Source organism: Roseburia sp. MSJ-14 (assembly GCF_018918225.1).
In the GTDB taxonomy this organism is placed as follows: domain Bacteria; phylum Bacillota; class Clostridia; order Lachnospirales; family Lachnospiraceae; genus Petralouisia.
Genome location: NZ_JAHLQD010000043.1, coordinates 1 through 22,134 on the forward strand (window position 1 = coordinate 1; position 22,134 = coordinate 22,134).

Below are 22,134 nucleotides of genomic sequence, written 5' to 3' on the forward strand. Positions count from 1 at the left end.
TACCTCTTTATAGAGGACCAGTAACAAAGCTTGTGATACCCGCCTTTCAGGCGTGTATGCAATCAGCCCTTTTTAGGGCTAATATTAAACCACCAGTTGAACTGGTGGTTGCTAACTTAGTAATAGGTAAAAAAGAGCGTTTTTTAAGTAAGGAAAAGTCTAGTTATCATTTGAGGTATTTGTTTGTTGCAAATCAATGTTTTTCAAGGATTCGTCGGATAAAATGGTTACGATATCTAAAATAGGAATCAAACGTCCGTTATGCAATGCAACACTGGAAATAATATGTTTTCCGGTAGAATCGGCAATTTTAGGAATGGTAGAAATATCTGCCGAAGCTAAGTCAAAGATTTCTCCAATAGATTCTACAATCAATCCCAGATCCCCATCCTTGGTAGAAACAACTACAATTTTGGCAGAATCACTTTTTTCTACCGACTTTTCCTGAAGACGAAGTCCTAAGTCGATTACAGGAATATTTTCGCCTCGTAAGTGTAAAATACCTCTAATGTAATCAGGCATTTCTGGAATAGGAGTAATAAAAGGTATTTCAATGAGCTGTAATACATCTGTGCTTGACACCGCATAGATGTTGCCATTAGCCCAGAAAGTAAGATATTTGTATACATTGTTGCTTTTTAATCTGTTATCGTCCATAATAATCTCCTTTTGGTAATATGAAATCTTTATAGTACCGTTACTATAATTGTACACAGAAAGGAAAAAATTTACAAGAAAACATTAACAAAACACAAGGAAATTCTTATGATAACCTTAATTAGTAGCAGAGGGGATTGAGAAAAAGAAGAAAAACATGCTATAATAAATTACAAAATTAAAGGAGGATATAGCATGGGTAAGAAAAAAGTATTATTGCTATTAATGACAGCGGCGTTAGTGGGGGCTGCTGTAACAGGATGCGGTAAGGATACATCTGATAAAGAAAGCGGAAATAAGAGCAGTACAGAACAGGGAGAAAAAACCACAATTCAGATTCCGGAATGTGAGGAAATGGATGAGGATTTGCAGGCAGAGTTTGTAGAAGCAAATACCATAGAGAATTTATGTGAAAAGTACGGAAGCATTGAAATTGACAGTAGTTTTGTTTATATGGACGATAATGGGAAAAAGTCTAATGGTGGGAAAAATGTACAGCAGTATATCAAGGGTGAGAATGGAATTGTAAGTCAGAACGTTTCCGATGGATACAGTTCCTATCAGGAAGGAAACAAGGTATCATATAGTAAATATAATATGGATATTGCAGGAGAAGACGGTACTGAGGATGTAGAAGGTCAATCCGGAGTTTCCTATATGGTCAATTATACATCAGATGCTTATTTTGATATCTATGGAGATGATGTGTTTGGCGGTATTTATACAGGCGTAGAGTATGCAATGCAGTCTGGTTATAAAGAGACAAAAGACGGATATGAAATATATGAAGCCTATGACTTTGGTGATGGTACAGGTAATGTCATTACTTATTATGCCAATAAAGATAAAATAGTAGAAAAAAGTGTATCCGTTACTTATCCGGAAAAGGCAGCAAGATATGAAGATTCGGTAAATGAATTAAAGACCGGAGTAGATGTTTCCATTAAGCCAATAGAAGAATTTGAAAATGGTCAGTATACGGTCACAATCGTAGAAAAAGCTAACGGTACACAGACACAAATAAAAGTTCCGGCTGGAACAGAGCTCTATTTTGGCGTAGGACAAGATGAAATCGTTACAAGAGACGAAGCAGGAACAGAAATGGTAAATAGCGACCGTTATGACACATCGGTAACGGTAAATGAAGATGTTACATTGTATATTGCGGAATCAGCAGCAGATGCAGAGGAAGATGAACCGTCTGTAGGTTAGTATAATTTCATATGTCGTTAACAGTTTCATCATATACCCATCACATAACACTCGTATATTTTAGGTAACCCTAAGAGATACGGGTGTTATTTTTTCGCAATAGGAAATTGCGTCTTATTGCATAAAAATGTTTTGGATAAAAATAAATGATTAGAAAATGGAGGAATGACATATGAAGTGGAAAAAAATAGTAGCATTGGGCTGTGTAATTGCAATGGCAACTGCATCAGTAACCGGATGTGGCACCACAAAAGAAGAAAATACTACCACAGAACAAGGCGAAAAGGAAGAAAGTACCGTAACAGTAAAAGTTACAGCAGTAGATGGAGATACCATTACTGCAAGTGTAGGAGAAATAACTCAGCAGGAGGCACCAAGTGGAGAGGCACCGAGCGGAGAGGCACCAGAGAAGCCGGATGGAGATAACGCAACCAGCGGAGACAGCACGAATGGAGAGGCACCGAGCGGAGAAGCACCAGAGAAGCCGGATGGAGACAATGCAACCGGTGGAGACAGCACGAATGGAGAAGCACCGAGCGGAGAAGCACCAGAGAAGCCGGATGGCGATAACGCAACCGGTGGAGACAGCACGAATGGAGAAGCACCGAGCGGAGAAGCACCAGAGAAGCCGGATGGAGAAGCACCACAGGGAATAGGTGGCAGCACTTTTACCGCGGGTGATGAAAGTATTACATTTACATTGACCGATGACACAGCAATTACCGTAGAGTATTTGCAGGGAAGTGATGATGGAACAGCAGATGACATCGCAGTAGGAAGTGTTTTGGAAGTAACATTAGATGCAGACAATCAGGCAGAAACAGTGGTTGTAAAGAATCTGAATGCAGGAGGCGGATTCGGTGGAAGTGATGAAGTAACGAATGGAACTGCCGCAAACACCATAGATGAGGACAGCGAGATTAGCGAAGAAAGTTATACATCCAATGGTGATGATGAAAATGCACTGCGTGTAGATGGAGCCACTGTAACTTTGGACGGTATTACAGTAGATAAAACAGGAGGAGAATCCTCCAATACAGAAAACGGAGATTTTTATGGTCAAAATGCAGGACTTCTTGCATTAAATGGAGCACAAGTTACCATTAGTAATGCCAATATTAATACCAGTGCCCAAAATGGAAATGCAGTATTTAGTTATGGCGAAGGTACGGTGGTAAATATTTCGGATTCTACCATTCGTACCACAGAGAACAATTCCGGAGGAATCCAGACTACCGGTGGTGGAACAACCAATGCCACCAATTTGGATGTAGAAACACAGGGAAATTCAGCAGCAGCAATTCGAAGTGACCGTGGAGGCGGAACTGTAAATGTAGAAGGCGGTAGTTATGTAACCAATGGAAACGGTAGCCCTGCAATTTATTGTACTGCGGATATCAATGTATCAGATGCAACATTAACCGCCAATGCCAGTGAAGGTGTTGTGGTAGAAGGAAAGAACACCGTTGCATTAAAAAATTGTGATGTTACCGGAGATATGGACAATACTTATAACGGAGATTCCGATGAAAACATTCACTGCATTATGATTTATCAGAGCATGTCAGGAGATGCAGCAGTGGGAGAAGCATCTTTTTCAGCAGATGGAGGAAGCATTACAGCAAAAACAGGTGATATGTTTTATATTACCAATACGGATTGTACCATTGACTTAAAAGATGTAGCACTTACTTTGGCAAATGATACTTTGCTTAGAATCGAAGGCAATTCCTCCTCCAGAGGATGGGGAACAGAAGGAGCCAATGGTGGTGACGTAGTTATGACTGCCGAATCACAGACGATGAGTGGAAACATTCTGGTAGATAGTATTTCCAGCTTAAATCTTACCATGAAAAGTGGTACAAATTATACCGGAGCAATTAATCCGGATGGAGCAGAAGGAACAGTAGATGTAACCTTGGATAAGGATTCCACTTGGACATTGACTGGAGACAGTTATATTACCAGCTTTGACGGAGACACTTCTTGCATTAATACCAATGGCTACCATTTATATGTAAATGGTAGCCATTGGTATTATAAGAAATGTAAAAAAGAAAAGTTTTACTTGACGATAAGAAAAATAATTTGATACAATAATCAAGTTGGAAAATAGAATAGTACAAAATTACAGGACAATAAATGTCACCTATCTAATGTCAGACGGATGGGGATGCTTATTGTCCTTTTTTTGTGCAATAGGAAATGAATGGAGGAAAAAACAATGCCAAGAACAAAAGGAGAATCTATATTTTTTACTGCAATTACTGCGTGGATGATGGTATATGTTATGACGTTATATAACACGGTACTTGCAAGCGGAAGTTTTCACAATGGGACATTTCTGATAGCGTTAAAAGGAATGTGGGTGGAATACCTAATTATTTTTTTGCTTGCCTATTTTGTGTCAGGAAAGATTGCAAAATACTTTGCGTTTCGCATAGTGGAACCGGGAGACAGACCAATTGCAATTATTTTTGCTATTCAAGTATTTACCGTTGTAGCACAGGTTGGATTTGCAAGTATAATTGGTGTCTATCATGGATATGGATTTACCACTAATTTTTTGCCACATTATTTGCTCACCTATTGCAGAAACTTTGTTATGGCACTGCCGTTACAACTGCTTTTGGTAGGACCACTGGCAAGAATGATTTTTAGAAAAACATTTAGAAGGTCAACAATAGGATGAAAAATAGCGGGAAGTAAGGTATAATAAATATGTTGCGCAACATCATGATTCAAATGGCAGGAGCAAAAAATGAAGAAGTTCACATTATTGGTAATTGACGTTCAAAAAGGAATTACAGACGAAAGGTTGTATAATTTTTCAACTTTTGTAAGTAATGTAAAAAAATTAATTGATGCAGCACGAGAAAATGATGTGGAAGTAATATATATTCAGCATGACGATGGACCGGATAGTGGATTCACATTCGGGGATGAAGATTTTGAAGTTTACGACGAGGTTCAACCGAAAGAATCGGAAAAGATATATTATAAAACCATAAACAGTTGTTTTGGAAATGCTGATTTGAGAGATTATTTAGAAAGCAAAGAGGAAAATACACTGATTATAGTGGGATTGCAGACAAATTTTTGCATTGATGCATCCATTAAATCTGCCTTTGAAAGAGGGTATAAGGTGATTGTTCCATTAGGAGCAAACTCAACTTTCGATAATGAATATATGAATGGCGAAACTACTTATAAGTATTATAACGAAATGATGTGGCCGGGTAGATTTGCACAGTGTATTTCTGTGGACGAGACAATAGAGTTGATGCATACAAATTAGAGTAAGAAATTGCCTAAAGTCATAACGTTCTAAAAGGAAAGGGTGAGAAAGGGTATGACAAAAAGAAAAAATTCCAAATGGAAAATAGTAATAGCATGTATCGTTGTGGTTCTTCTTGTGGTTGCTGGGAGTGTTTATTTTTGGCAGAACAATCTTTCGAAGAAGTCTGGTGATGAAACCGCAGCAACCGATTGTACACTCAGTAATAGTGTTGATACCAAGAAGAGTTCAGAAACAGATACACAGTCAGACAAGGATGTAACCGAGAGTATAAGCGATTTCACTGAAAACCCCGAGAATAGTGATACTCCGATGGGAAAGCATGGAGCTTTATCTGTAAAGAAAATTGACAGCTACGAAGCACCAACCATTGTAGACCAACAAGGGAACGCCGTACAGCTTCGGGCAGCAAGTACCCATGGAGTGCATTGGTTTCCGGAGTATGTAAATAAAGATGGATTTCAAAGTTTGCGTGACGAATGGGGGCTAAATACCGTTCGATTGGCAATTTACCCCAGAGAGGGTGGATATTTACAAGGCAATCAGGAATTGTTAGATAATAAGATTGCTGAGGGAGTAGAAGCAGCAAAAGAGCTTGGTATGTATGTAATCATTGATTGGCATGTGCTTGCTTATAATCCCAACGAAGACTTGGAGGCAGCTAAGAATTTTTTTCAAAAATATGCAGAGCGGTATAAGGATTATAGCAATGTAATATTTGAAATTTGTAATGAGCCAACGGGAACGCTCTGGTATGATGGAAGTGGAAATGATATTTATACCTATTGTAAAGAAGTTTCACAAGTAATCCGAAATTGTGGAAATAATAGCATTATTATCTGCGGAACGAATGACTGGTCGCAGCGGGTAGATGAAGTGTCGAAAAAACCACTCAAGGATGATGGATTTGAAAATATCATGTACAGCATACATTTTTATGCAGCTACGCATTATGATAATATAAAAAATAATGTTAGAAGTGCAATTTCTAATGGAACACCTGTATTTGCCAGTGAATTTGGCTGCTGTGATGCTTCAGGAAATGGCGGATATGACTTTGCTAATGCAGACGATTGGATGAAGCTTTTAAAAGAAAATAATATAAGTTATGCATGCTGGAGCTTGTGCAATAAAGCGGAATCTGCTTCCTGCATAAGTTCGTCTTGTTCTAAAACAAGTGGATGGAAAACTTCAGATTTAACAGAAGCCGGGGTATGGTTGATGAATACCAGCCGTGGATTTGCAGAAGTGGAAGAAGGGACTATGAGTGTGGGAGTACCGGTAGAATCCGATAAATCAGAGACAACGGATAAATCAGGGACAACGGATAAATCAGAGAAATCCAATAAGTCAGAGAAATCCGATAAAGCGCAGACGACTTCCAAAGAGTTATCAACAAATGGATGCTTCGCCACAATTGTTATTGGAAGTGAGTGGGATGATGGTGTTACAGCAGATGGCGTAGTAAAGAATGACAGTAGTAATGGAATATCCGGTTGGACAGTAGAATTTGATTTTGAAGGGGAGATTTCTAACATTTGGTGTGCCAAGATGGTCAGTCATTCAGGAAATCATTATGTAATAGAAGCAGAAGATTATAATAAAGAGGTTGGTAGTGGAGAACAGGTTACATTCGGATTTAATGCCACAAAAGCGGCAGGACAGAAGGTAACCATTACAAATGTAGTAGTAAAATAAAAGGTATGTTAGAATTTTCTAACATACCTTTTTGAAATAATTACTTATCTTATATTGTTCTTAGCCGAAGTATCTCTTTAATAATCCTTCAAATGCTTTTCCGTGTCTAGCCTCATCTCTAGCCATCTCATGAACAGTATCATGGATTGCATCAAGGTTTGCAGCCTTAGCACGTTTTGCAAGATCAGCTTTTCCGGCAGTTGCGCCATTTTCTGCTTCTACACGCATCTCTAGATTCTTTTTAGTGCTGTCAGTAACAACTTCACCTAGTAATTCTGCAAATTTAGCAGCATGCTCAGCTTCTTCATAAGCAGCTTTTTCCCAGTATAAACCGATTTCTGGATAGCCTTCTCTATGAGCAACTCTGGCCATTGCAAGATACATACCAACTTCTGAACATTCACCGTTAAAGTTAGCTCTTAAATCTTCCAAAATGTCTTCCGGAACACCCTGTGCTACACCTACGATATGCTCTGCTGCCCAAGTCTTATCTCCGGACTGTTCTGTAAACTTAGAAGCAGGAGCATTACACTGTGGACATTTCTCTGGAGCTGTTTCACCTTCATAAACATAACCGCATACACTACATACAAATTTTTTCATAATTTTCAATTCCTTTCTTGATTTGATATTTAAAATTAAAAATAATAACTATTACTGATTTACAACTAAAGATTAACATATTGATGAATATTTGTCAATAACAAAATTTACTTTTTTAAGCAATTGGCACATTTTCCGTAGAAATAGGTAATGTTTCCTTCAATCTCGCCATCAAATTGGCTTCCGGCAAGGATATTGATGTGGTCAATGCCTTCCATATCTAAGTCCATAACACATCCACATTTTCTACAGAAAAAGTGGTAATGAGGGGCGGGGTTGCCATCAAAACGATCCGGGCCGATACCGGTAGATATCTTTTGAATTTCTCCTAATTCGGTTAAAAGAGAAAGGTTACGATATACGGTTCCCAAGCTAATATTCGGGAATTCCTGTTTTACATTAAGATAGACTGTTTCCGGAGTAGGGTGGTCATGGCGACTGGCTAAAAACTGTTTAATACATTCTCTTTGGCGGCTGTATTTTATCAAAGTGCTCACCTCCCATGATAATAACAATAATCATTACTGATATAAAAAGTATAAGATAGAAAAGAAAAAATGTCAACAAAATAAATTGACATTTTATGGAAAAATAATTAAAATAGAACGTGATAAGGATTTTGAGGGAAGAGTTAGATAAAGAATGACTGGGGTAGTTATTCAGGACTTATGATTCAATAGGTCACTAATTCAGTGATGTAATCCAAACAAACTCAAAATAAAATATCATTATAAGAAGAGTAGAACCGTTCAAGGGATTCTATTATTAAAAAAGTATAAAATTTAATAGGTAGTTAAGGAGGAATGGTATGGCAAGTCTATTAGAAAGACTAAAGTACATGATAGAGGACATTTTCGGAAAGAAAACCTACGCAGAATCTCAAAGGGATAAGTATAAAAAGGTGATAAGTGGCCTGGAAAAACAGTTGGGAAAAACAGAAAATCTGGGAGATGTTATGGAACAACTGGCTACTGATTACAATACCATGGAGGTAAATCCGGATTCAGCAAAAGGAAAGCTCAGCACGACTTTTGTAACAAAGGAAAGTGAAAATCGCAAGGCAGTAGAACAATTAGGAACAGATTTTAATGGAGTAATTGCAGAAGTACAGTCTAAACTTGAGTTTGCGCGTGGAGAATACAGTTATTGGTGCGATGAAGCAAAGCGTGAAGATGATGAAATGAAAATTTATCAGCAGCAGTATTATGAAGAGGAAGAACGGTTGAGAAAAGAAGCCGCAGAGGAAGAAGCAAAACGAAAAAAAGAAAAGTCATAAGTTGATAAGAATAGTAAGAGAAAGAAGGAGAGCATATGCAGGATTTTAAAATGTCAGGTAGCAATATGGATGATTTGTTGACCAACCTGAAAGCGATAAAAGAAAGAGTAGATGATTCCTATGATGCATTGACACAGCTCATGTCGCGCATTGAGAGTGATAAGTTGTGGAAAGGAAAGGAAGAGACTACGTTTATGGCGTATATGGGGCTGATGCAGCAGTATCATAAGAGTTTTTCAAAAGACAATGGAGATAATCCGGTGCAACAGGCAATTGATGCATTAAAGTCCCATGGAAAAAGAGTGGATGATTTTTATACCGGATTTCAGGAGTATAAGGATATGGAGGGAATGTAATGAGATTTACAGAAAACGAAATGGTATTTTTTAACAGCATTACAAAGGGAAATGATGTGTTTGGAATTCCGTTAAAGTTTCGCCCACAAGAAAGTCATGAAGAGGAAGTTAAGAAAACCATACAAGGGTTGATGAAAAAAGGTGTGCTGGCATCGGAAACGGAATTAACGAAGCAAGGGTTGCTTCCGGCAAGAGCATTAGAATGTTATAAAGAGAGTCAGAATCATATTATTATCAATTACTTACATATTGCACTTTTGGAGAAAAAAGAGGCAATCGTGATTATTCCATTAAAAAATCACGAATATGAGATGTTGCGTTTGCCAAGAGTTGCTGTTTTGTATTTATTATTGGAAAAATATCCGATACTGCGAACCGGGACAGTTGCAGGAAAGGAAAAGCCGCAGGTAGAAGATATTGATACATTTTTAAGAGAATTAAAGGAATGTAAAGAGAATATCATGGTAGGAGAATTTCAGGAAAATACCCTGATAAGGGAATGGGTTTATTTTTGGAAAGAAGACCGGATATTTGAGTATGACTTGAACCGACAACTTAAAAAAGGAGTAGATGCAGTGCAGATAAGAAGAGAATTACTGCGACTGTTGGCAATTAATGAGGAGGTAGAAAATTATGCTTAGTAGTGCAAATATGATGTGCAGTGATGGTGGCGGAGCATCCGAGGAAATAAAAATAGGTGCAGGCGTTTTAGATTATATAAGTGAACTTGGAAGAATTCAGGCAAAAATTCAAGAAGCGTATATTTATAGTGAACAGTGTGTGGAAAATATAGAGTTGGAAGATACCTATCAAGGGGAAGCGCGAGAGGAAATGCAGGCTTTCTTTAAATCTCTTGCCAGTAACCTGCAAAAAATGACTTTTTTGTATCAGGCAGCGGGAGCATATATTCAGAATGCCTACAACACTATGTACTATAATGAACAGCAACTTGTGGCATGGATTATTGAACAAATGGGAGAGGAATAAGAGGTATGGAAAAAGAAACGAAAAAAGCATATATGGACTGGAGCGAAAAAGGTGTAAGCTATTTAAACAGCATGTATGTGTATGATACAATGATGAATGTGGACGAGGCATTGCAGGAATGTGATACAATTTTGAGTGAAGTAGGACTTGGAATTGGTTATACATCCAAACAAACGGAGATTGACAGGCTGTTAGAGGGAAGAGTAACTCTTCGCTGTTATATTGATGCTTTGAACTATTATGTGGATGATAAGCTGGATCAGCCTTTGCGGAAAGATTTTAAGAAAAATGCTACGGAAACAATCAGTCGAATCCATCTGGAAGACTTTGAGGTAGATAATACGCTGGGACTGACAGAAAATAATTACATAACCGGTGGAATGGGATATGCCGGAACCATGGTAGAACAGGAAAAAGCAAAGCTGACTTTTGCAGATTTTATCGGAACTTCTGACGGAAAGGCGGACGGAAATGGGCTTCATATGGCATATACCAATGGAAGTGTAGAGGATTTTGCAAGTATCTTTGCAGCACAGTATGAGGCAATGAAAGCATCTGGAGCTTTGGGAGAAGACAATAATCTTACCCAACAGGAATTTTTGGAGCAGTTTTATAGGCAGGGAGAATTTACCCATGACAGCAGCAACCCATTTTTAAACTTTGTTTCATCCGTGTTGGATATCACAATCATTAAACCTATCATAGAGGCTTGTACCGGAGAAGACCTGATAACCGGAGAAGACTTGACAGACATGGAACGTGGACTTAAGGTGGTTTTTGCAATGGTGGATTTGGTTACGCTTGGAGGAGCCATTGCAGCAACAAAGTTCTCGGAAATGGGATTAAAAGAAGGACTTAAGGCATTTGGAAAAACAGCCCTGATAGACTTTGCGGGAAATACAGCAGCCTGCGGCGTGGGTGCGCTGGGAGAAGCCTTTGACTGGCCGGTACCTGTAACAATGATGTTGAGTCTTGCAACAGGAATTACAGTAAGTATTTCGGGAAATAAGTTGTTATTTAAAAATGCAGATGGAATAGAGATTGGGGCAAAGACGCTGAGTGATGCTGAGGTTAAAAAAATCGGGGATGTGTTGGATGAAACAACAAATTCTAGCTTTGCAAATAAAAATTTGGGAGAAGTGTTAAAACAACAGGGATTAACATTAGAAGAATTTAATAAGTTAAGATTGACGGATGTAAAGGATTTAACAAAGGAGCAAATCGCACAGATGAAGGCAATACGCGAGGCAGTTCCAAAGATAGATGCTAACACTTATATTCAAAAGACAATACCGGCTTCGGATATAGACAAGTATATAGGAGAAGATGGCTGGTCTACAATTGGCGGTTATGTGGCAAGATATGATGATGTATCACACATAAAAGGATATGATAATGTTGTGGAGTCGTCGCGACTTGATTATGTAACAGGTGATGGAGTAAGACCGTATCCGGAAGGTGGAGATACTTATGCATATATTAAATTCAAGACAACAGATGCAGAAAAAATAAAGACACCATATGGGGAAATATTCGGTGGAACAAATACAGATGGTCCTCCTTGTACATTAAATGGATTTACAGGTGCAAGGAATGGGCAAATTATACCCGAGTGGTCTTTAAGTGGTGAATATGTAAAACCTAAGAAAGGTGCGGAATTACATAAAGTTGTTAATGGAAAAGATACTGTTGTTGCAATATTTGATGGTAAACATTTTGTAGAAGTGAAAGGAAAATAGAAAATGATAAAAAATGGTGAATTTTGTGTATATAATGGGAATGAATACGAATTAAATGAGGATAATGATGGAAACTTAATAATAATTACAACAAATCGCGAAATAATAGATGCAACGTTTGTTGATGAATATAATAGCGGAGTATATAGTAAAATAATTTCGCCAAATGAAATTCAAGAAGCATATGAGTGTAGAACTTATGGTTTGATTAATGGTTATAAGGTTAGTATTAGGAAAGAGTTGAAAGATACTTTTTTTGTAGGTACAGGTGATAGAAAAATTGCTGATATACTTGGATTGAATAGAACAGATAAGTATTTGTATGAGAAAGAAATTGCCAAGGATAAAATAGAAGTAGTTCAAGAAAAAAAGAAAATAGAAATATGATTGAATCAAAATAATGCATACTGCACGGGAAAATTTGAAAAATGGTGAATAGAAGGTAATAAAATGAAAACATTAGGAAAAATAGCAATATATCAAGGAACGGAATATGAATTTCGAAAAAAGACTGATGGGAGCTATGCATTATACTCGGATGACATAAAATCATTAGAATCAGGCTTTAGAAGAATATCTGAAAAAGAAGAAAAATTCATGAAAATTATTACATTAGATGAAGTAGAAGGTGTCTTTGAAAAAGAAACAGAGGTAATTTATGGCGGTGATACATTTATTGGTTCTGTTATTCAAGGAAGTAAAATTATGCTTTATACACGCAATGTGCTTTTGAGACAAAAATACAATATGACAATGAGAGATAAAGATGAGTTCTATAAGTATGTGGAATTAAAAGATGTAGATTGTATTGTTCAGAAGTGGACACCATGTGAGGGAAACATATGATAAAAAATGGTAGATTTTGTATATATCATGGAAATGAATTTAAGGTAAATAGGGATAGTGATGGAAATATAATTATCCTTACTAAAAATGATAAAATAATGGACTCAACATTTATAGATAAATACGGAAGTGGTGTTTATAGTAAAAAAGTTTCATTAGAAGAAATAGAAGAGTTGTACAGATATGCAACATATGCAGTAATAAACAATTATAAAGTTAATGTAGAAAAAGAAAATCAAGAATATTATTTTGTGGGAACAGCAGATTGTAAAGTGGCAGAAGCCCTAGGGTTACAAAGATGCGATAAATATTATTATGAGGGGAAATTTCTAAAACAAGATGTGGAGATTATAGAAGAAAAAGAGAAGATAGAATGATAGACAGGATATAGTTTTATGGATATTAGGAAATGTAGGTTTGCTGAAACTATTTCTGGTAATTAGAAGAAGCCAAGTAACGAAAAGTATGACAGATATTTTTCGTTATTTGTTGTTTGTCAAAATTTTGTATCAAGCAGCGGGAGTATAAATTCAAAATGCCTACAACACTAGGTACTATAATGAACAGCAGCTTGTGGCATGGATTATTGAACAAATGGGAGAGGAATAAGAGGTATGGAAAAAGAAACGAAAAAAGCATATATGGACTGGAGCGAAAAAGGTGTAAGCTATTTAAACAGCATGTATGTGTATGATACAATGATGAATGTGGACGAGGCATTGCAGGAATGTGATACAATTTTGAGTGAAGTAGGACTTGGAATTGGTTATACATCCAAACAAACGGAGATTGACAGGCTGTTAGAGGGAAGAGTAACTCTTCGCTGTTATATTGATGCTTTGAACTATTATGTGGATGATAAGCTGGATCAGCCTTTGCGGAAAGATTTTAAGAAAAATGCTACGGAAACAATCAGTCGAATCCATCTGGAAGACTTTGAGGTAGATAATACGCTGGGACTGACAGAAAATAATTACATAACCGGTGGAATGGGATATGCCGGAACCATGGTAGAACAGGAAAAAGCAAAGCTGACTTTTGCAGATTTTATCGGAACTTCTGACGGAAAGGCGGACGGAAATGGGCTTCATATGGCATATACCAATGGAAGTGTAGAGGATTTTGCAAGTATCTTTGCAGCACAGTATGAGGCAATGAAAGCATCTGGAGCTTTGGGAGAAGACAATAATCTTACCCAACAGGAATTTTTGGAGCAGTTTTATAGGCAGGGAGAATTTACCCATGACAGCAGTAACCCATTTTTAAACTTTGTTTCATCCGTGTTGGATATCACAATCATTAAACCTATCATAGAGGCTTGTACCGGAGAAGACCTGATAACCGGAGAAGACTTGACAGACATGGAACGTGGACTTAAGGTGGTTTTTGCAATGGTGGATTTGGTTACGCTTGGAGGAGCCATTGCGGCAACAAAGTTCTCGGAAATGGGATTAAAAGAAGGACTTAAGGCATTTGGAAAAACAGCCCTGATAGACTTTGCGGGAAATACAGCAGCCTGCGGTGTGGGTGCGCTGGGAGAAGCCTTTGATTGGCCGGTACCTGTAACAATGATGTTGAGTCTTGCAGCAGGAATCACGGTAAGTATTTCGGGAAATAAGTTGTTATTTAAAAATGCAGATGGGATAGAGATTGGGTCGAAAACGCTGAGTGATGATGATTTGAAAATTGTTGAACAGACAATTGAGGGAGAGAATTATTCGAATTTGACAGAAGTGGTATCGGCAAAAGAGGCAGAGGTATATCTGCATTTTCTGGAGAGTGGAAGTACTGAGGGAATGACAGAGTCAGAACTTAAGGCGGTACAGAAGATAGAAGAACTTATTAAATCAAATAAGATAGATTATGATGGAATATTAAAGATTCGAAATGAGATGGGTAAGTCTGATGTGGAAATAGTAGGAAAAACAACAGAAGACAGTGTAGAAGATGTGGGGAAGAGTGGTAAATACTCTGAAACAGAAATAAGGAACATTATATATAATCTAAAGGGTAATGGATTTAAAAATAACCCTTTAAGACAAGCATATGAGAATGAAGTTGAAAACTTAAAAGCATATGGGGATGAATTACTTGCAAGTGGAATGTCGGAGAAACAGGTGGCACGGACATTAAATCAAGCGAGAAGGAACTTAGGGATAAAATATAAGAATGCCACCCCACAACCGCTTAGAGACTATATTTATGAAGTTAATATGCGAAGATATGGAGATAAGTTGGGCCCAACATACGATTATTTGATAAAAGTAAAGAGAAAAAGTAATATGGATATAATTAAATCATCTTCAACCCCTAATTCTAATATCGATAATTTATTATTGGGATTTGAGGAATGGCTAAGGAGGCAGTGATATGGATAAAATAATTGGTATAAGTAATATCGAGATTTATGAGTTTTGTAAGTTAAACTTAGAAACAGGAGAAAAAAAGTTTTTTGATGATTATTCCGAATTTGAAAATTTTGACGGTTTTTATTTTAAAGATAGAGAAAATTTTTTTGTTATATTTGCGTCAGAAGAAGGTCCGAAATTGTATTTTAAGGATAATGTATATCAATTAAGAAAAAATTTACATATTAGTTTAAAAGAAATGGATACAGTGAGAGAGTTTCGTATTGAGGAATATAATATTTGTATCAAGTATCGTACGTCACCCTATATTGGATTTGATGTATGGTCAGATGAGGAAGATGTGGATTTATTTTATCAGATTGAACAATCATATAAAAATGATGAATATTATAAAAAATTTACAAAATAGAATTTATTGGGGTCATACTTTCGGATTCTCAGAAACCTACAACTCTTGCATGTCTATTAATATAATTGTTGCAAAGCAATTAAGAATTCATAATGTTAATAGAAGCTAGTAAAATTTTGACAAGTTTTGAGAACAAAATGAATTTATCTAACAAGAATTTTTGGAGCAGTTTTATAAGCAGGGAGAATTTACCCATGACAGCAGTAACCCGTTTTTAAACTTTGTTTCATCCGTATTGGATATCACAATCATTAAACCAATTATAGAAGGTTGTATCGGGAAAGACCTGATAACCGGAGAAGAACTGACGGATTTGGAACGTGGACTTAAAGTGGTTTTTGCAGTAGTGGAGTTGGTTACGCTTGGAGGAGCCAATGGAGGTGGATAATGTTTCGGATTTAAATATTCGTGTCCCAAGTGGTAATGAAGCAACTGCAAATGATTTATGGATACCGGGAGGGTATACATCTGGTGGAGTTACAGATACAATACCGCTGGATAGGACACATGTTACGAGAATTGATATTAATTAAGGAGGAAAATTATGAACTATGATGTTTTAATTAATACTGCAATTGAAAAAAATGAGGTTTTACAGTTATTACGTGGAGAAAAAGAATATGAAGTTATAGTGTCAGAATTTTCACCAGATATTTTTCCAACAGATATCACATCTGTGTTAGTAGAGTGTTTTTATAAGCAGATTAAAAAGATTGAAAATATTGAAAAGATTTTTACAACAGGACTTGAAAAATTATTATTAGGAGATGCCGGTGATGTTTATATAGCAGTGTTATACTTTGATGCTTGTATTTTTCAGGAAGAAAGAAATAAAGCGACTTTTACATTAGACAGAAAAATAATTGCAGAGAAGATAAGAACAGCACTAAATGAAAAAAAGGAACAATTGCAGGAAAGTGTTACATATAAGAATGGAATGACAAAAAAGAATCCATGGAAGAATGTTGAAAATTTTAATAATTACTATTGCAAGAAGTATGACTTCAATATTATTGAATAGAGGGTAGCTAAGAAGACAGATTTCTATTGTTAAATAATATGGAGGTAGAATATGGAAAATAATATAAAGACAAATGAGTATTTTCAGAATAAAATGGATTCGGAAAGAAAGAGAATTAATAAGTTTGAAATGCTTTGAATGAGTTACAATCATCAAATATTAAAGGGATTAGAATGGGAAAAATACATTTAGCAAATCTATATTTAAATTGTATGAAGCTGACATATTCAAAAGATAAGTCTTTTCAAAAAATGTTTTTTGATTATATGAAATTTCTAAAGTATTACAGGGAGGTGTGTACTCCAAATGATAGTATGTATGATATTATAGATATTCTTTCAATTGGAGTTTTGCTAGAGAATAGAAAGAATGAATTTATTGAGTATCTAGAAGAGATAGTATTAAAATATGATTCTAATAATGGTATGATTACTTTTTTTATGGATTATTTAAAAAATAGAACTTTACAGAAAATAACTTCGAAAATAGATTATTTTAATGTTTTGCTAAAGAGTGAGAATAAAGAAAAAGTTCTAAAAGAAGAATTGGAAGTATGGTATGATAAACATAGTGATGCATACTGGTATAATTCACATAAAGCAAAAAATAATACATATTGTGGATATTGGTGCTTTGAAATAGCTGCATTGGTCAAAATATTTGATATAGATGATACACTGTTGTGTGAAAATAAATACTATCCATATTAAATTGAGTTAAGTTGGTGCATTATGTCAGGTGAATTTTGTGTATATAATGGGAATGAATACGAATTAAATGAGGATAATGATGGAAACTTAATTATAATTACAACAAATCGCGAAATAATAGATGCAACGTTTGTTGATGAATATAATAGCGGAGTGTATAGTAAAATAATTTCGCCAAATGAAATTAAAGAGGCATATGAGTGTCAAGCTTATGGAATTATAAAAAGCATTAAAGTTAATGTAGACTTTGTTAGTAGTATAAAAAGCGAGTTACGTCAAAAAGAGGATTTTATAGACGGATTGGTACGAATGAGGTATTTGGATAGAATATAAAAAGTGTAGGAGAAAAATATAAATGCTTAATGGTGATTATTTAGACAAATTAAAGCAGTATGTAGGTAAAGATATTCAGTTGGTAGAAAGTGACAATGAAGTACATATTTATTTAGATTCTGAAATTCAATATTTTTTAAGAAAAAAGGAAAAAAAGTATATATTGTATGTTAGTGAAAGAGGAAAGGAAACAGAAGAAAAAATATATACATCAGAAGTGGATATGAAAAGAAATTTTGCATTATGGTTAAAGAGTAATTTTGGTGAAAATATTAAATATCCATTTTCAGGAAAATTTAGAGAAGTTACCAGTGTAGAAGAACTAAGAATATTGATGCAGCAATATGCAGATGAAAAGACGTATTCCATAAATGATCCAAAAGAAGAGAGAATTAATATATTGAAAAGTGAAGATGGTCAGTATAGTATTTTCTTTTTGGATAAAAACGGTAAGAAATACATATTAGAACAAGAGGCAGAAAATCCATTTGCGTTCAAAAGATTTTATAACGAAGTAACTTATTATGGTGAAACGATGAGACAAGTTAGAGAGTATGAGGAAGTTTTTGAAGATAAGTTAGAAGATGATGTGAAAATACAGTTGTTAGGCTACTAAATGAAAGAGGGAAAATGAGTATCGATTTAGAAAAAGCATATTTTAAAAAGTTGGAAAAATATGTTGGAAAAAAAATAAATATTGTTTCAAATGAAAGTGAAATAACGGTTATATATGATGTGGAGACATCTTATGTCCTGAAAGAAGAGAAAAAATTATTTTATTCGTTTTATTGTATGCAAAGAAATGAGTATATAAAAATAGCTGAGTATCATTCAGAACAAGAAATGAAGATAAATTTTGCAATTGCAATAAAAGGGTTTTTTAGTGAAGGAATAGATTACAGTGGTTCAGAGAAAATAGAAGGTGTGGTAAAACTTTCAGATGTTAATGAAATAATGAAGTTACATATTGGTGAAAGTTATTACTCAATTATGAATCCAAAAAAATTAAAAATTAATTTAGAGGAAAAAGGGTCAAATAAATATAATATTTATTTGCTTGGACCAAATGGTGAATGTGAGTATATCGAAGAAAATGAAGAAGCTCCGTTTGTGTTTGAAAGGTTTTATAATGAAGCGGTGTATTTAAAAGTGATATTAGAACGAGTTAGAGGGTATGAAGCAATATTTAAAGAAACATTAAGTGAAAAAGAGATATATGATATTATTAAGTAAAGTGTGTCGTAATTGATGTGAACAAGTGACATAGGAGGTTCAGAAAAAAACTTAAAAAATGCAGAAATAGGAATTAGAAGAGGATAGTAAAGAAGATAGATTTTTACTAATGTTAATGAATTATGTATTAGGAGCGACTTCATAAATAAAAAAGGGGAGTAATAATGATAAAAGGTTGATTAAGGAGTTGAAATTTGAAAACAATAAGACTTAGAAAAGAAGTAGTAAGATGTAATGAGTGTAAAAAAACAAAAGAATTTTTTTATTTATCAGATTTTGCATATGGGCAGAGGCTAGTTTTCTTTAAAGATAGTACACAAATGGCATTTGTTAATTTCATAGAAGATAAAGTTTATAATGAATATATTGACATTGTAAAGAAAGTTATTGGAGAGGCAAAAAACAATGAAGAGATAATGGAATTTGTGCAAGCTTCATTTGGAATTACATGCGATAAAATAAATAATCATAAAGTTGATTTTTTGTGTGATCAGAAAAAATGTCTATTTTGTGGCTCAGATAAATTTGAAAGAAATATGATTGAACCGGAAAGTCTTGTGAATATGGAGGTTTCGGAAATAACTCATAAGACATGGGAAAAATTGTCGGAAGAGCAGAAAGTGTTTGAAGTAAAGAAGATAGATTTCTATTAATGCTAATGAATCATGTATTAGGAGCGATTTCACAAATAAAAAAGGAAAAATAATAATGATAAAAAATGGTGAATTTTGTATATATAATGGGAATGAGTACGAATTAAATGAGGATAATGATGGAAACTTAATTATAATTACAACAAATCGCGCAATAATTGATGCAACGTTTGTTGATGAATATAGTAGTGGAGTGTATAGTAAAGTAATTTCGCCAAATGAAATTCAAGAAGCATATGAGCGTCGAGCTTATGGAGTCATAAAGGATAGTAGGGTTAACGTAGAAAAAGAAAATGAAGAATATTATTTTGTGGGAACAGCAGATTGTAAAGTGGCAGAAGCCCTAGGGTTACAAAGATGTGACAAATATTATTATGAGGGAAATTTTCCAAAGCAAGACGTGGAGATTATAGAGGAAAAAGAGAAGATAGAATTATAGATAGGATATAGTTTTATGGATATTAGAAAATGTAGAATGAATAAATTGAATGAGTATAAATGAAAGGTGAACAATGAAAACAGAGGACGCAAGAAAAATAATACAAGAAGAAGGTCTTCAAGGTTACAATTTATGTGAAGAACGAGAAAATAGAGAAAATGAAGTAGTGCTTAAGAAGGAAAATGAAAAATGGATAGTATATGTGACGGATGAACGTGCCAGCAAAATTACTAACTCGGTTGATAAGTATAATACCGAAACGAAAGCAATAGAGGATTTTATAGAAAGATTGCGGGCAGATAAAGTACTACGCGAGATATAAAGGATGTAGTTAATTATATAGTTGAAAAGTATTGTCAGAGAAAGCATGGATAAAAATGAAATATTACAGATTTCATAAATAGAGGAGAGCTTGCAATTGAGTAATGTACAACATATATTAAATAAAGAAAATTTAAGAATAGAAAATAAGATAATTGCAGAGATGAAAGGGGAAGTAGACTTAGAAAATTATATTTCCATAATCGATGAAAATGATGTATATGTTGTTAATGAAAATCATCGCGGTAGCAGAAAAGTAAAGTATACAACGAATAATTATGAAAAGGCAGTCATCTTTGGAATAGTAAGTTACAAGAAGCTAAATGATAAAATTATAGATAGGGAAAAAGCAAGAGGCTTGCGTAAAGCAGTTAATGAAAATGATATAAAATTTGTAAACCAATGTTTTGATGAATTTACAAACATATTTAATGAAGATTCCTTTCAAATAAACAAGATATGTATGATAAAAGAAGATGAAAAAGCCAATGTTATTTTTAATGACAAGAAAATAGTTGAAAATGCGTCATTAAGTAGAGCCGTTGTAGTAGCTTTTAACTATTGTAAAAATTATCAACAGATTATAGAGTTTTGTAATAAGTATAAGGAAGTATTAAAACGATTAAGTATTGATGAAAATGATATTGTAAATACATATATGTTTTAGTAATGTCACGGATTGTTGCTAATATGTATTTGGGGTTTTGTTATGTTAGAAGGTCAAGTCATGCTTTATACATGCAATATATTGTTAGAAAAAGCATGAGCAAAAATGAAATAGTGGTGGAAAAATGTAATGACAGTAGAAGAAGTGAAGAAGATTATTGAAGAAGAGAATTTAAAAGGAGGAAATCTGTTTGAAAAAAGAGAAAATAAAGAGAATGAAATGGTAATTATGAATGTTGCAGAGCAGTGGTCAGTATACGCAACTGACGAGAGAGCAAGTAAAATAACAGGTTCGGAAAAAACATTTGAAACAGAGGAAGAGGCATTAGATAATTTCATCAAAAGATTAAGAGTCTTAAATATATTAAAATTGAGTTAATAAATATTGTTGCAAATGAAAAGGAAATAATAATTATATATGAAATTATTAAGTAAAAATGGAAGGGGAGAGTGATTATGAAAAAGCAGGTAAATAAAAATTTTGTATTATCCTTAACGTTAATAGCGGTGTCTGTAGTGGTAAGTCTTATGGGATTAGAGCTATTGGACTTTTTTAACCCGGGTGAAAAAGAATTTCTTTTTTACATTTTAACGGGATTGGGATTTGTTGTCTGGGGCGTTGTTATTATATTCATGTTTATAATACCGGTGATATCAGTTGGTTTGATTTTTATATTTTCTTTAATAGCAAGGATTGTTTATAAGGATACACCGAAACGAATTTTGGCATATAGAATTTTAATGGGATTTTCTTTTATAGGACAAATTTCTATGTTTTTTGTAAGCTGGATGCTCCTGTTATGTGGAGGCTGGGGCAGCGTAGTAGGATTATTAATCAGTGCATATATATTTTGGGCAATATTTCAGGGAATACGAGGTACATATACCCAGCGGGTAACAAGTAATAAAGAAAACAACAGAGAGGACATAAATAATGGAACAAACGACAACAAATAACACCGAAGGTATGCTAGATAAAGTGATGAACAAGAAAGTGCGTGAAAAGCTGGAAGGATGGAATTGGTTTGCTATTATAATATCTGTAATACTGTTTGTACTTATGTCCATAAAAGCAGAACTTTACAGTGAATTGTGGCAGAATGAATTGTATTCCGGCTTGGGAATTATAGTTCCGATAGCCGGAATTTGTGCATTTATTGGGTATGTGGTTATTCGAGTAAATTCAGGTGGACACGAGACTGATCCGGAGTTTTATGCAAGACGATTTTTTGCTATCTGGTTTATGGCGGATTTTATTAGTGGAGTCTTTATGCAACGTGCAATAAATGCGGATATCTAAGCGTTAAA

The 22,134-nt window shown here is 34.8% G+C and carries 32 protein-coding genes; 29 read left to right on the forward strand and 3 right to left on the reverse strand.

The window, feature by feature from the left end:
* Positions 1-159 precede the first annotated feature (159 nt).
* Positions 160-657 (reverse strand): chemotaxis protein CheW, encoded by a 498-nt coding sequence (locus tag KQI83_RS12760; RefSeq protein ID WP_216558732.1) that lies wholly within the window; start codon positions 655-657, stop codon positions 160-162.
* A gap of 195 nt (positions 658-852) precedes the next feature.
* Between KQI83_RS12760 and KQI83_RS12765 the strand changes: the two genes are divergently transcribed.
* The 5 genes from KQI83_RS12765 (at position 853) to KQI83_RS12785 (ending at position 6,865) form a co-directional block, all read left to right on the forward strand.
* Complete coding sequence (locus KQI83_RS12765) at positions 853-1,869, forward strand: hypothetical protein (protein WP_216558735.1); 1,017 nt, start codon at positions 853-855, stop codon at positions 1,867-1,869.
* A 172-nt stretch (positions 1,870-2,041) separates the two neighbouring features.
* Positions 2,042-3,961, forward strand: a complete 1,920-nt coding sequence (locus KQI83_RS12770) for a hypothetical protein (RefSeq protein WP_216558738.1) — start codon at positions 2,042-2,044, stop codon at positions 3,959-3,961.
* A 132-nt stretch (positions 3,962-4,093) separates the two neighbouring features.
* Entirely contained in the window at positions 4,094-4,561 is a 468-nt protein-coding gene (locus tag KQI83_RS12775; RefSeq protein WP_216558741.1) for a DUF2798 domain-containing protein, read from the forward strand.
* A gap of 69 nt (positions 4,562-4,630) precedes the next feature.
* Positions 4,631-5,167: a cysteine hydrolase family protein gene (locus tag KQI83_RS12780; protein ID WP_216558744.1), complete on the forward strand. Its 537-nt coding sequence runs from the start codon at positions 4,631-4,633 to the stop codon at positions 5,165-5,167.
* A 54-nt stretch (positions 5,168-5,221) separates the two neighbouring features.
* Positions 5,222-6,865, forward strand: coding sequence for a cellulase family glycosylhydrolase (locus tag KQI83_RS12785; RefSeq protein ID WP_216558747.1), 1,644 nt, complete (start codon positions 5,222-5,224; stop codon positions 6,863-6,865).
* A gap of 60 nt (positions 6,866-6,925) precedes the next feature.
* On the opposite strand, the gene KQI83_RS12790 is transcribed toward KQI83_RS12785, so the two are convergent.
* Together KQI83_RS12790 and KQI83_RS12795 are read right to left on the reverse strand one after the other, a co-directional pair.
* Complete coding sequence (locus KQI83_RS12790) at positions 6,926-7,468, reverse strand: NADH peroxidase (protein WP_216558750.1); 543 nt, start codon at positions 7,466-7,468, stop codon at positions 6,926-6,928.
* A gap of 107 nt (positions 7,469-7,575) precedes the next feature.
* Positions 7,576-7,956, reverse strand: a complete 381-nt coding sequence (locus tag KQI83_RS12795; protein WP_216558754.1) for a Fur family transcriptional regulator — start codon at positions 7,954-7,956, stop codon at positions 7,576-7,578.
* A 320-nt stretch (positions 7,957-8,276) separates the two neighbouring features.
* On the opposite strand from KQI83_RS12795, the gene KQI83_RS12800 reads away from it, so the two are divergent.
* The 24 genes from KQI83_RS12800 to KQI83_RS12915 all read left to right on the forward strand — a co-directional run bounded on the left by KQI83_RS12800 (position 8,277) and on the right by KQI83_RS12915 (position 22,126).
* The gene (locus tag KQI83_RS12800) at positions 8,277-8,744 is read left to right on the forward strand and encodes a hypothetical protein (RefSeq protein WP_253295619.1); all 468 of its coding nucleotides are present in this window, start codon (positions 8,277-8,279) and stop codon (positions 8,742-8,744) included.
* 35 nt (positions 8,745-8,779) lie between these two features.
* Complete coding sequence (locus KQI83_RS12805) at positions 8,780-9,100, forward strand: type VII secretion protein EsxB (RefSeq protein ID WP_216558757.1); 321 nt, start codon at positions 8,780-8,782, stop codon at positions 9,098-9,100.
* Complete coding sequence (locus KQI83_RS12810; RefSeq protein ID WP_216558761.1) at positions 9,100-9,741, forward strand: DUF5081 family protein; 642 nt, start codon at positions 9,100-9,102, stop codon at positions 9,739-9,741. The genes KQI83_RS12805 and KQI83_RS12810 overlap by 1 nt, the downstream gene beginning before the upstream one ends.
* Positions 9,734-10,087, forward strand: a complete 354-nt coding sequence (locus KQI83_RS12815; protein WP_216558764.1) for a hypothetical protein — start codon at positions 9,734-9,736, stop codon at positions 10,085-10,087. The genes KQI83_RS12810 and KQI83_RS12815 overlap by 8 nt, the downstream gene beginning before the upstream one ends.
* A 5-nt stretch (positions 10,088-10,092) precedes the next feature.
* The gene (locus KQI83_RS12820) at positions 10,093-11,826 is read left to right on the forward strand and encodes a pre-toxin TG domain-containing protein (protein ID WP_216558767.1); all 1,734 of its coding nucleotides are present in this window, start codon (positions 10,093-10,095) and stop codon (positions 11,824-11,826) included.
* A gap of 3 nt (positions 11,827-11,829) precedes the next feature.
* A complete protein-coding gene (locus KQI83_RS12825) occupies positions 11,830-12,213 on the forward strand; it encodes a hypothetical protein (protein ID WP_216558770.1) in 384 nt (127 codons plus the stop codon).
* Between the two features lie 63 nt (positions 12,214-12,276).
* The gene (locus tag KQI83_RS12830) at positions 12,277-12,672 is read left to right on the forward strand and encodes a hypothetical protein (protein ID WP_216558773.1); all 396 of its coding nucleotides are present in this window, start codon (positions 12,277-12,279) and stop codon (positions 12,670-12,672) included.
* On the forward strand, positions 12,669-13,049 hold the full coding sequence (locus tag KQI83_RS12835; RefSeq protein ID WP_216558776.1) for a hypothetical protein: 381 nt from the start codon (positions 12,669-12,671) through the stop codon (positions 13,047-13,049). The genes KQI83_RS12830 and KQI83_RS12835 overlap by 4 nt, the downstream gene beginning before the upstream one ends.
* Before the next feature lie 237 nt (positions 13,050-13,286).
* The gene (locus tag KQI83_RS16815) at positions 13,287-15,041 is read left to right on the forward strand and encodes a pre-toxin TG domain-containing protein (RefSeq protein ID WP_253295620.1); all 1,755 of its coding nucleotides are present in this window, start codon (positions 13,287-13,289) and stop codon (positions 15,039-15,041) included.
* Between the two features lies 1 nt (position 15,042).
* On the forward strand, positions 15,043-15,450 hold the full coding sequence (locus KQI83_RS12845) for a hypothetical protein (RefSeq protein WP_216558779.1): 408 nt from the start codon (positions 15,043-15,045) through the stop codon (positions 15,448-15,450).
* 160 nt (positions 15,451-15,610) lie between these two features.
* Entirely contained in the window at positions 15,611-15,838 is a 228-nt protein-coding gene (locus KQI83_RS12850; RefSeq protein WP_253295621.1) for a pre-toxin TG domain-containing protein, read from the forward strand.
* Entirely contained in the window at positions 15,825-15,983 is a 159-nt protein-coding gene (locus tag KQI83_RS12855) for a hypothetical protein (RefSeq protein ID WP_216558782.1), read from the forward strand. The genes KQI83_RS12850 and KQI83_RS12855 overlap by 14 nt, the downstream gene beginning before the upstream one ends.
* A gap of 11 nt (positions 15,984-15,994) precedes the next feature.
* Positions 15,995-16,471: a hypothetical protein gene (locus KQI83_RS12860; protein WP_216558786.1), complete on the forward strand. Its 477-nt coding sequence runs from the start codon at positions 15,995-15,997 to the stop codon at positions 16,469-16,471.
* A gap of 134 nt (positions 16,472-16,605) precedes the next feature.
* Positions 16,606-17,181, forward strand: coding sequence for a PoNe immunity protein domain-containing protein (locus tag KQI83_RS12865; RefSeq protein WP_256447817.1), 576 nt, complete (start codon positions 16,606-16,608; stop codon positions 17,179-17,181).
* 21 nt (positions 17,182-17,202) lie between these two features.
* A complete protein-coding gene (locus KQI83_RS16820; protein WP_253295622.1) occupies positions 17,203-17,514 on the forward strand; it encodes a hypothetical protein in 312 nt (103 codons plus the stop codon).
* Positions 17,515-17,536: 22 nt separating this feature from the next.
* Complete coding sequence (locus KQI83_RS12875) at positions 17,537-18,130, forward strand: hypothetical protein (protein WP_216558793.1); 594 nt, start codon at positions 17,537-17,539, stop codon at positions 18,128-18,130.
* Between the two features lie 14 nt (positions 18,131-18,144).
* On the forward strand, positions 18,145-18,747 hold the full coding sequence (locus tag KQI83_RS12880) for a hypothetical protein (RefSeq protein WP_216558796.1): 603 nt from the start codon (positions 18,145-18,147) through the stop codon (positions 18,745-18,747).
* 194 nt (positions 18,748-18,941) lie between these two features.
* Positions 18,942-19,400 carry a hypothetical protein gene (locus tag KQI83_RS12885; RefSeq protein WP_216558799.1) on the forward strand — a complete coding sequence of 153 codons (459 nt, stop codon included), beginning with the start codon at positions 18,942-18,944 and terminating at the stop codon, positions 19,398-19,400.
* A gap of 55 nt (positions 19,401-19,455) precedes the next feature.
* Entirely contained in the window at positions 19,456-19,839 is a 384-nt protein-coding gene (locus tag KQI83_RS12890) for a hypothetical protein (RefSeq protein WP_216558802.1), read from the forward strand.
* 73 nt (positions 19,840-19,912) lie between these two features.
* On the forward strand, positions 19,913-20,161 hold the full coding sequence (locus KQI83_RS12895) for an Imm59 family immunity protein (RefSeq protein ID WP_216558805.1): 249 nt from the start codon (positions 19,913-19,915) through the stop codon (positions 20,159-20,161).
* Positions 20,162-20,257: 96 nt separating this feature from the next.
* Positions 20,258-20,827, forward strand: coding sequence for a hypothetical protein (locus tag KQI83_RS12900; RefSeq protein WP_216558808.1), 570 nt, complete (start codon positions 20,258-20,260; stop codon positions 20,825-20,827).
* Between the two features lie 129 nt (positions 20,828-20,956).
* Positions 20,957-21,205: an Imm59 family immunity protein gene (locus tag KQI83_RS12905; RefSeq protein WP_216558809.1), complete on the forward strand. Its 249-nt coding sequence runs from the start codon at positions 20,957-20,959 to the stop codon at positions 21,203-21,205.
* 77 nt (positions 21,206-21,282) lie between these two features.
* Positions 21,283-21,783, forward strand: a complete 501-nt coding sequence (locus tag KQI83_RS12910; protein ID WP_216558812.1) for a hypothetical protein — start codon at positions 21,283-21,285, stop codon at positions 21,781-21,783.
* Complete coding sequence (locus KQI83_RS12915; protein WP_216558815.1) at positions 21,761-22,126, forward strand: hypothetical protein; 366 nt, start codon at positions 21,761-21,763, stop codon at positions 22,124-22,126. Before KQI83_RS12910 ends, KQI83_RS12915 begins: the two co-directional genes overlap by 23 nt.
* Positions 22,127-22,134: the final 8 nt, after the last annotated feature.

What these genes read in the sequence shown, in the direction of transcription:
- KQI83_RS12760 (WP_216558732.1), bottom strand. Translation starts at nt 657, where the DNA reads ATGGACGATAACAGATTAAAAAGCAACAATGTATACAAATATCTTACT.
- KQI83_RS12765 (WP_216558735.1), top strand. Translation starts at nt 853, where the DNA reads ATGGGTAAGAAAAAAGTATTATTGCTATTAATGACAGCGGCGTTAGTG.
- KQI83_RS12770 (WP_216558738.1), top strand. Translation starts at nt 2,042, where the DNA reads ATGAAGTGGAAAAAAATAGTAGCATTGGGCTGTGTAATTGCAATGGCA.
- KQI83_RS12775 (WP_216558741.1), top strand. Translation starts at nt 4,094, where the DNA reads ATGCCAAGAACAAAAGGAGAATCTATATTTTTTACTGCAATTACTGCG.
- KQI83_RS12780 (WP_216558744.1), top strand. Translation starts at nt 4,631, where the DNA reads ATGAAGAAGTTCACATTATTGGTAATTGACGTTCAAAAAGGAATTACA.
- KQI83_RS12785 (WP_216558747.1), top strand. Translation starts at nt 5,222, where the DNA reads ATGACAAAAAGAAAAAATTCCAAATGGAAAATAGTAATAGCATGTATC.
- KQI83_RS12790 (WP_216558750.1), bottom strand. Translation starts at nt 7,468, where the DNA reads ATGAAAAAATTTGTATGTAGTGTATGCGGTTATGTTTATGAAGGTGAA.
- KQI83_RS12800 (WP_253295619.1), top strand. Translation starts at nt 8,277, where the DNA reads ATGGCAAGTCTATTAGAAAGACTAAAGTACATGATAGAGGACATTTTC.
- KQI83_RS12805 (WP_216558757.1), top strand. Translation starts at nt 8,780, where the DNA reads ATGCAGGATTTTAAAATGTCAGGTAGCAATATGGATGATTTGTTGACC.
- KQI83_RS12810 (WP_216558761.1), top strand. Translation starts at nt 9,100, where the DNA reads ATGAGATTTACAGAAAACGAAATGGTATTTTTTAACAGCATTACAAAG.
- KQI83_RS12815 (WP_216558764.1), top strand. Translation starts at nt 9,734, where the DNA reads ATGCTTAGTAGTGCAAATATGATGTGCAGTGATGGTGGCGGAGCATCC.
- KQI83_RS12820 (WP_216558767.1), top strand. Translation starts at nt 10,093, where the DNA reads ATGGAAAAAGAAACGAAAAAAGCATATATGGACTGGAGCGAAAAAGGT.
- KQI83_RS12825 (WP_216558770.1), top strand. Translation starts at nt 11,830, where the DNA reads ATGATAAAAAATGGTGAATTTTGTGTATATAATGGGAATGAATACGAA.
- KQI83_RS12830 (WP_216558773.1), top strand. Translation starts at nt 12,277, where the DNA reads ATGAAAACATTAGGAAAAATAGCAATATATCAAGGAACGGAATATGAA.
- KQI83_RS12835 (WP_216558776.1), top strand. Translation starts at nt 12,669, where the DNA reads ATGATAAAAAATGGTAGATTTTGTATATATCATGGAAATGAATTTAAG.
- KQI83_RS16815 (WP_253295620.1), top strand. Translation starts at nt 13,287, where the DNA reads ATGGAAAAAGAAACGAAAAAAGCATATATGGACTGGAGCGAAAAAGGT.
- KQI83_RS12845 (WP_216558779.1), top strand. Translation starts at nt 15,043, where the DNA reads ATGGATAAAATAATTGGTATAAGTAATATCGAGATTTATGAGTTTTGT.
- KQI83_RS12855 (WP_216558782.1), top strand. Translation starts at nt 15,825, where the DNA reads ATGGAGGTGGATAATGTTTCGGATTTAAATATTCGTGTCCCAAGTGGT.
- KQI83_RS12860 (WP_216558786.1), top strand. Translation starts at nt 15,995, where the DNA reads ATGAACTATGATGTTTTAATTAATACTGCAATTGAAAAAAATGAGGTT.
- KQI83_RS16820 (WP_253295622.1), top strand. Translation starts at nt 17,203, where the DNA reads ATGTCAGGTGAATTTTGTGTATATAATGGGAATGAATACGAATTAAAT.
- KQI83_RS12875 (WP_216558793.1), top strand. Translation starts at nt 17,537, where the DNA reads ATGCTTAATGGTGATTATTTAGACAAATTAAAGCAGTATGTAGGTAAA.
- KQI83_RS12880 (WP_216558796.1), top strand. Translation starts at nt 18,145, where the DNA reads ATGAGTATCGATTTAGAAAAAGCATATTTTAAAAAGTTGGAAAAATAT.
- KQI83_RS12890 (WP_216558802.1), top strand. Translation starts at nt 19,456, where the DNA reads ATGATAAAAAATGGTGAATTTTGTATATATAATGGGAATGAGTACGAA.
- KQI83_RS12895 (WP_216558805.1), top strand. Translation starts at nt 19,913, where the DNA reads ATGAAAACAGAGGACGCAAGAAAAATAATACAAGAAGAAGGTCTTCAA.
- KQI83_RS12905 (WP_216558809.1), top strand. Translation starts at nt 20,957, where the DNA reads ATGACAGTAGAAGAAGTGAAGAAGATTATTGAAGAAGAGAATTTAAAA.
- KQI83_RS12910 (WP_216558812.1), top strand. Translation starts at nt 21,283, where the DNA reads ATGAAAAAGCAGGTAAATAAAAATTTTGTATTATCCTTAACGTTAATA.
- KQI83_RS12915 (WP_216558815.1), top strand. Translation starts at nt 21,761, where the DNA reads ATGGAACAAACGACAACAAATAACACCGAAGGTATGCTAGATAAAGTG.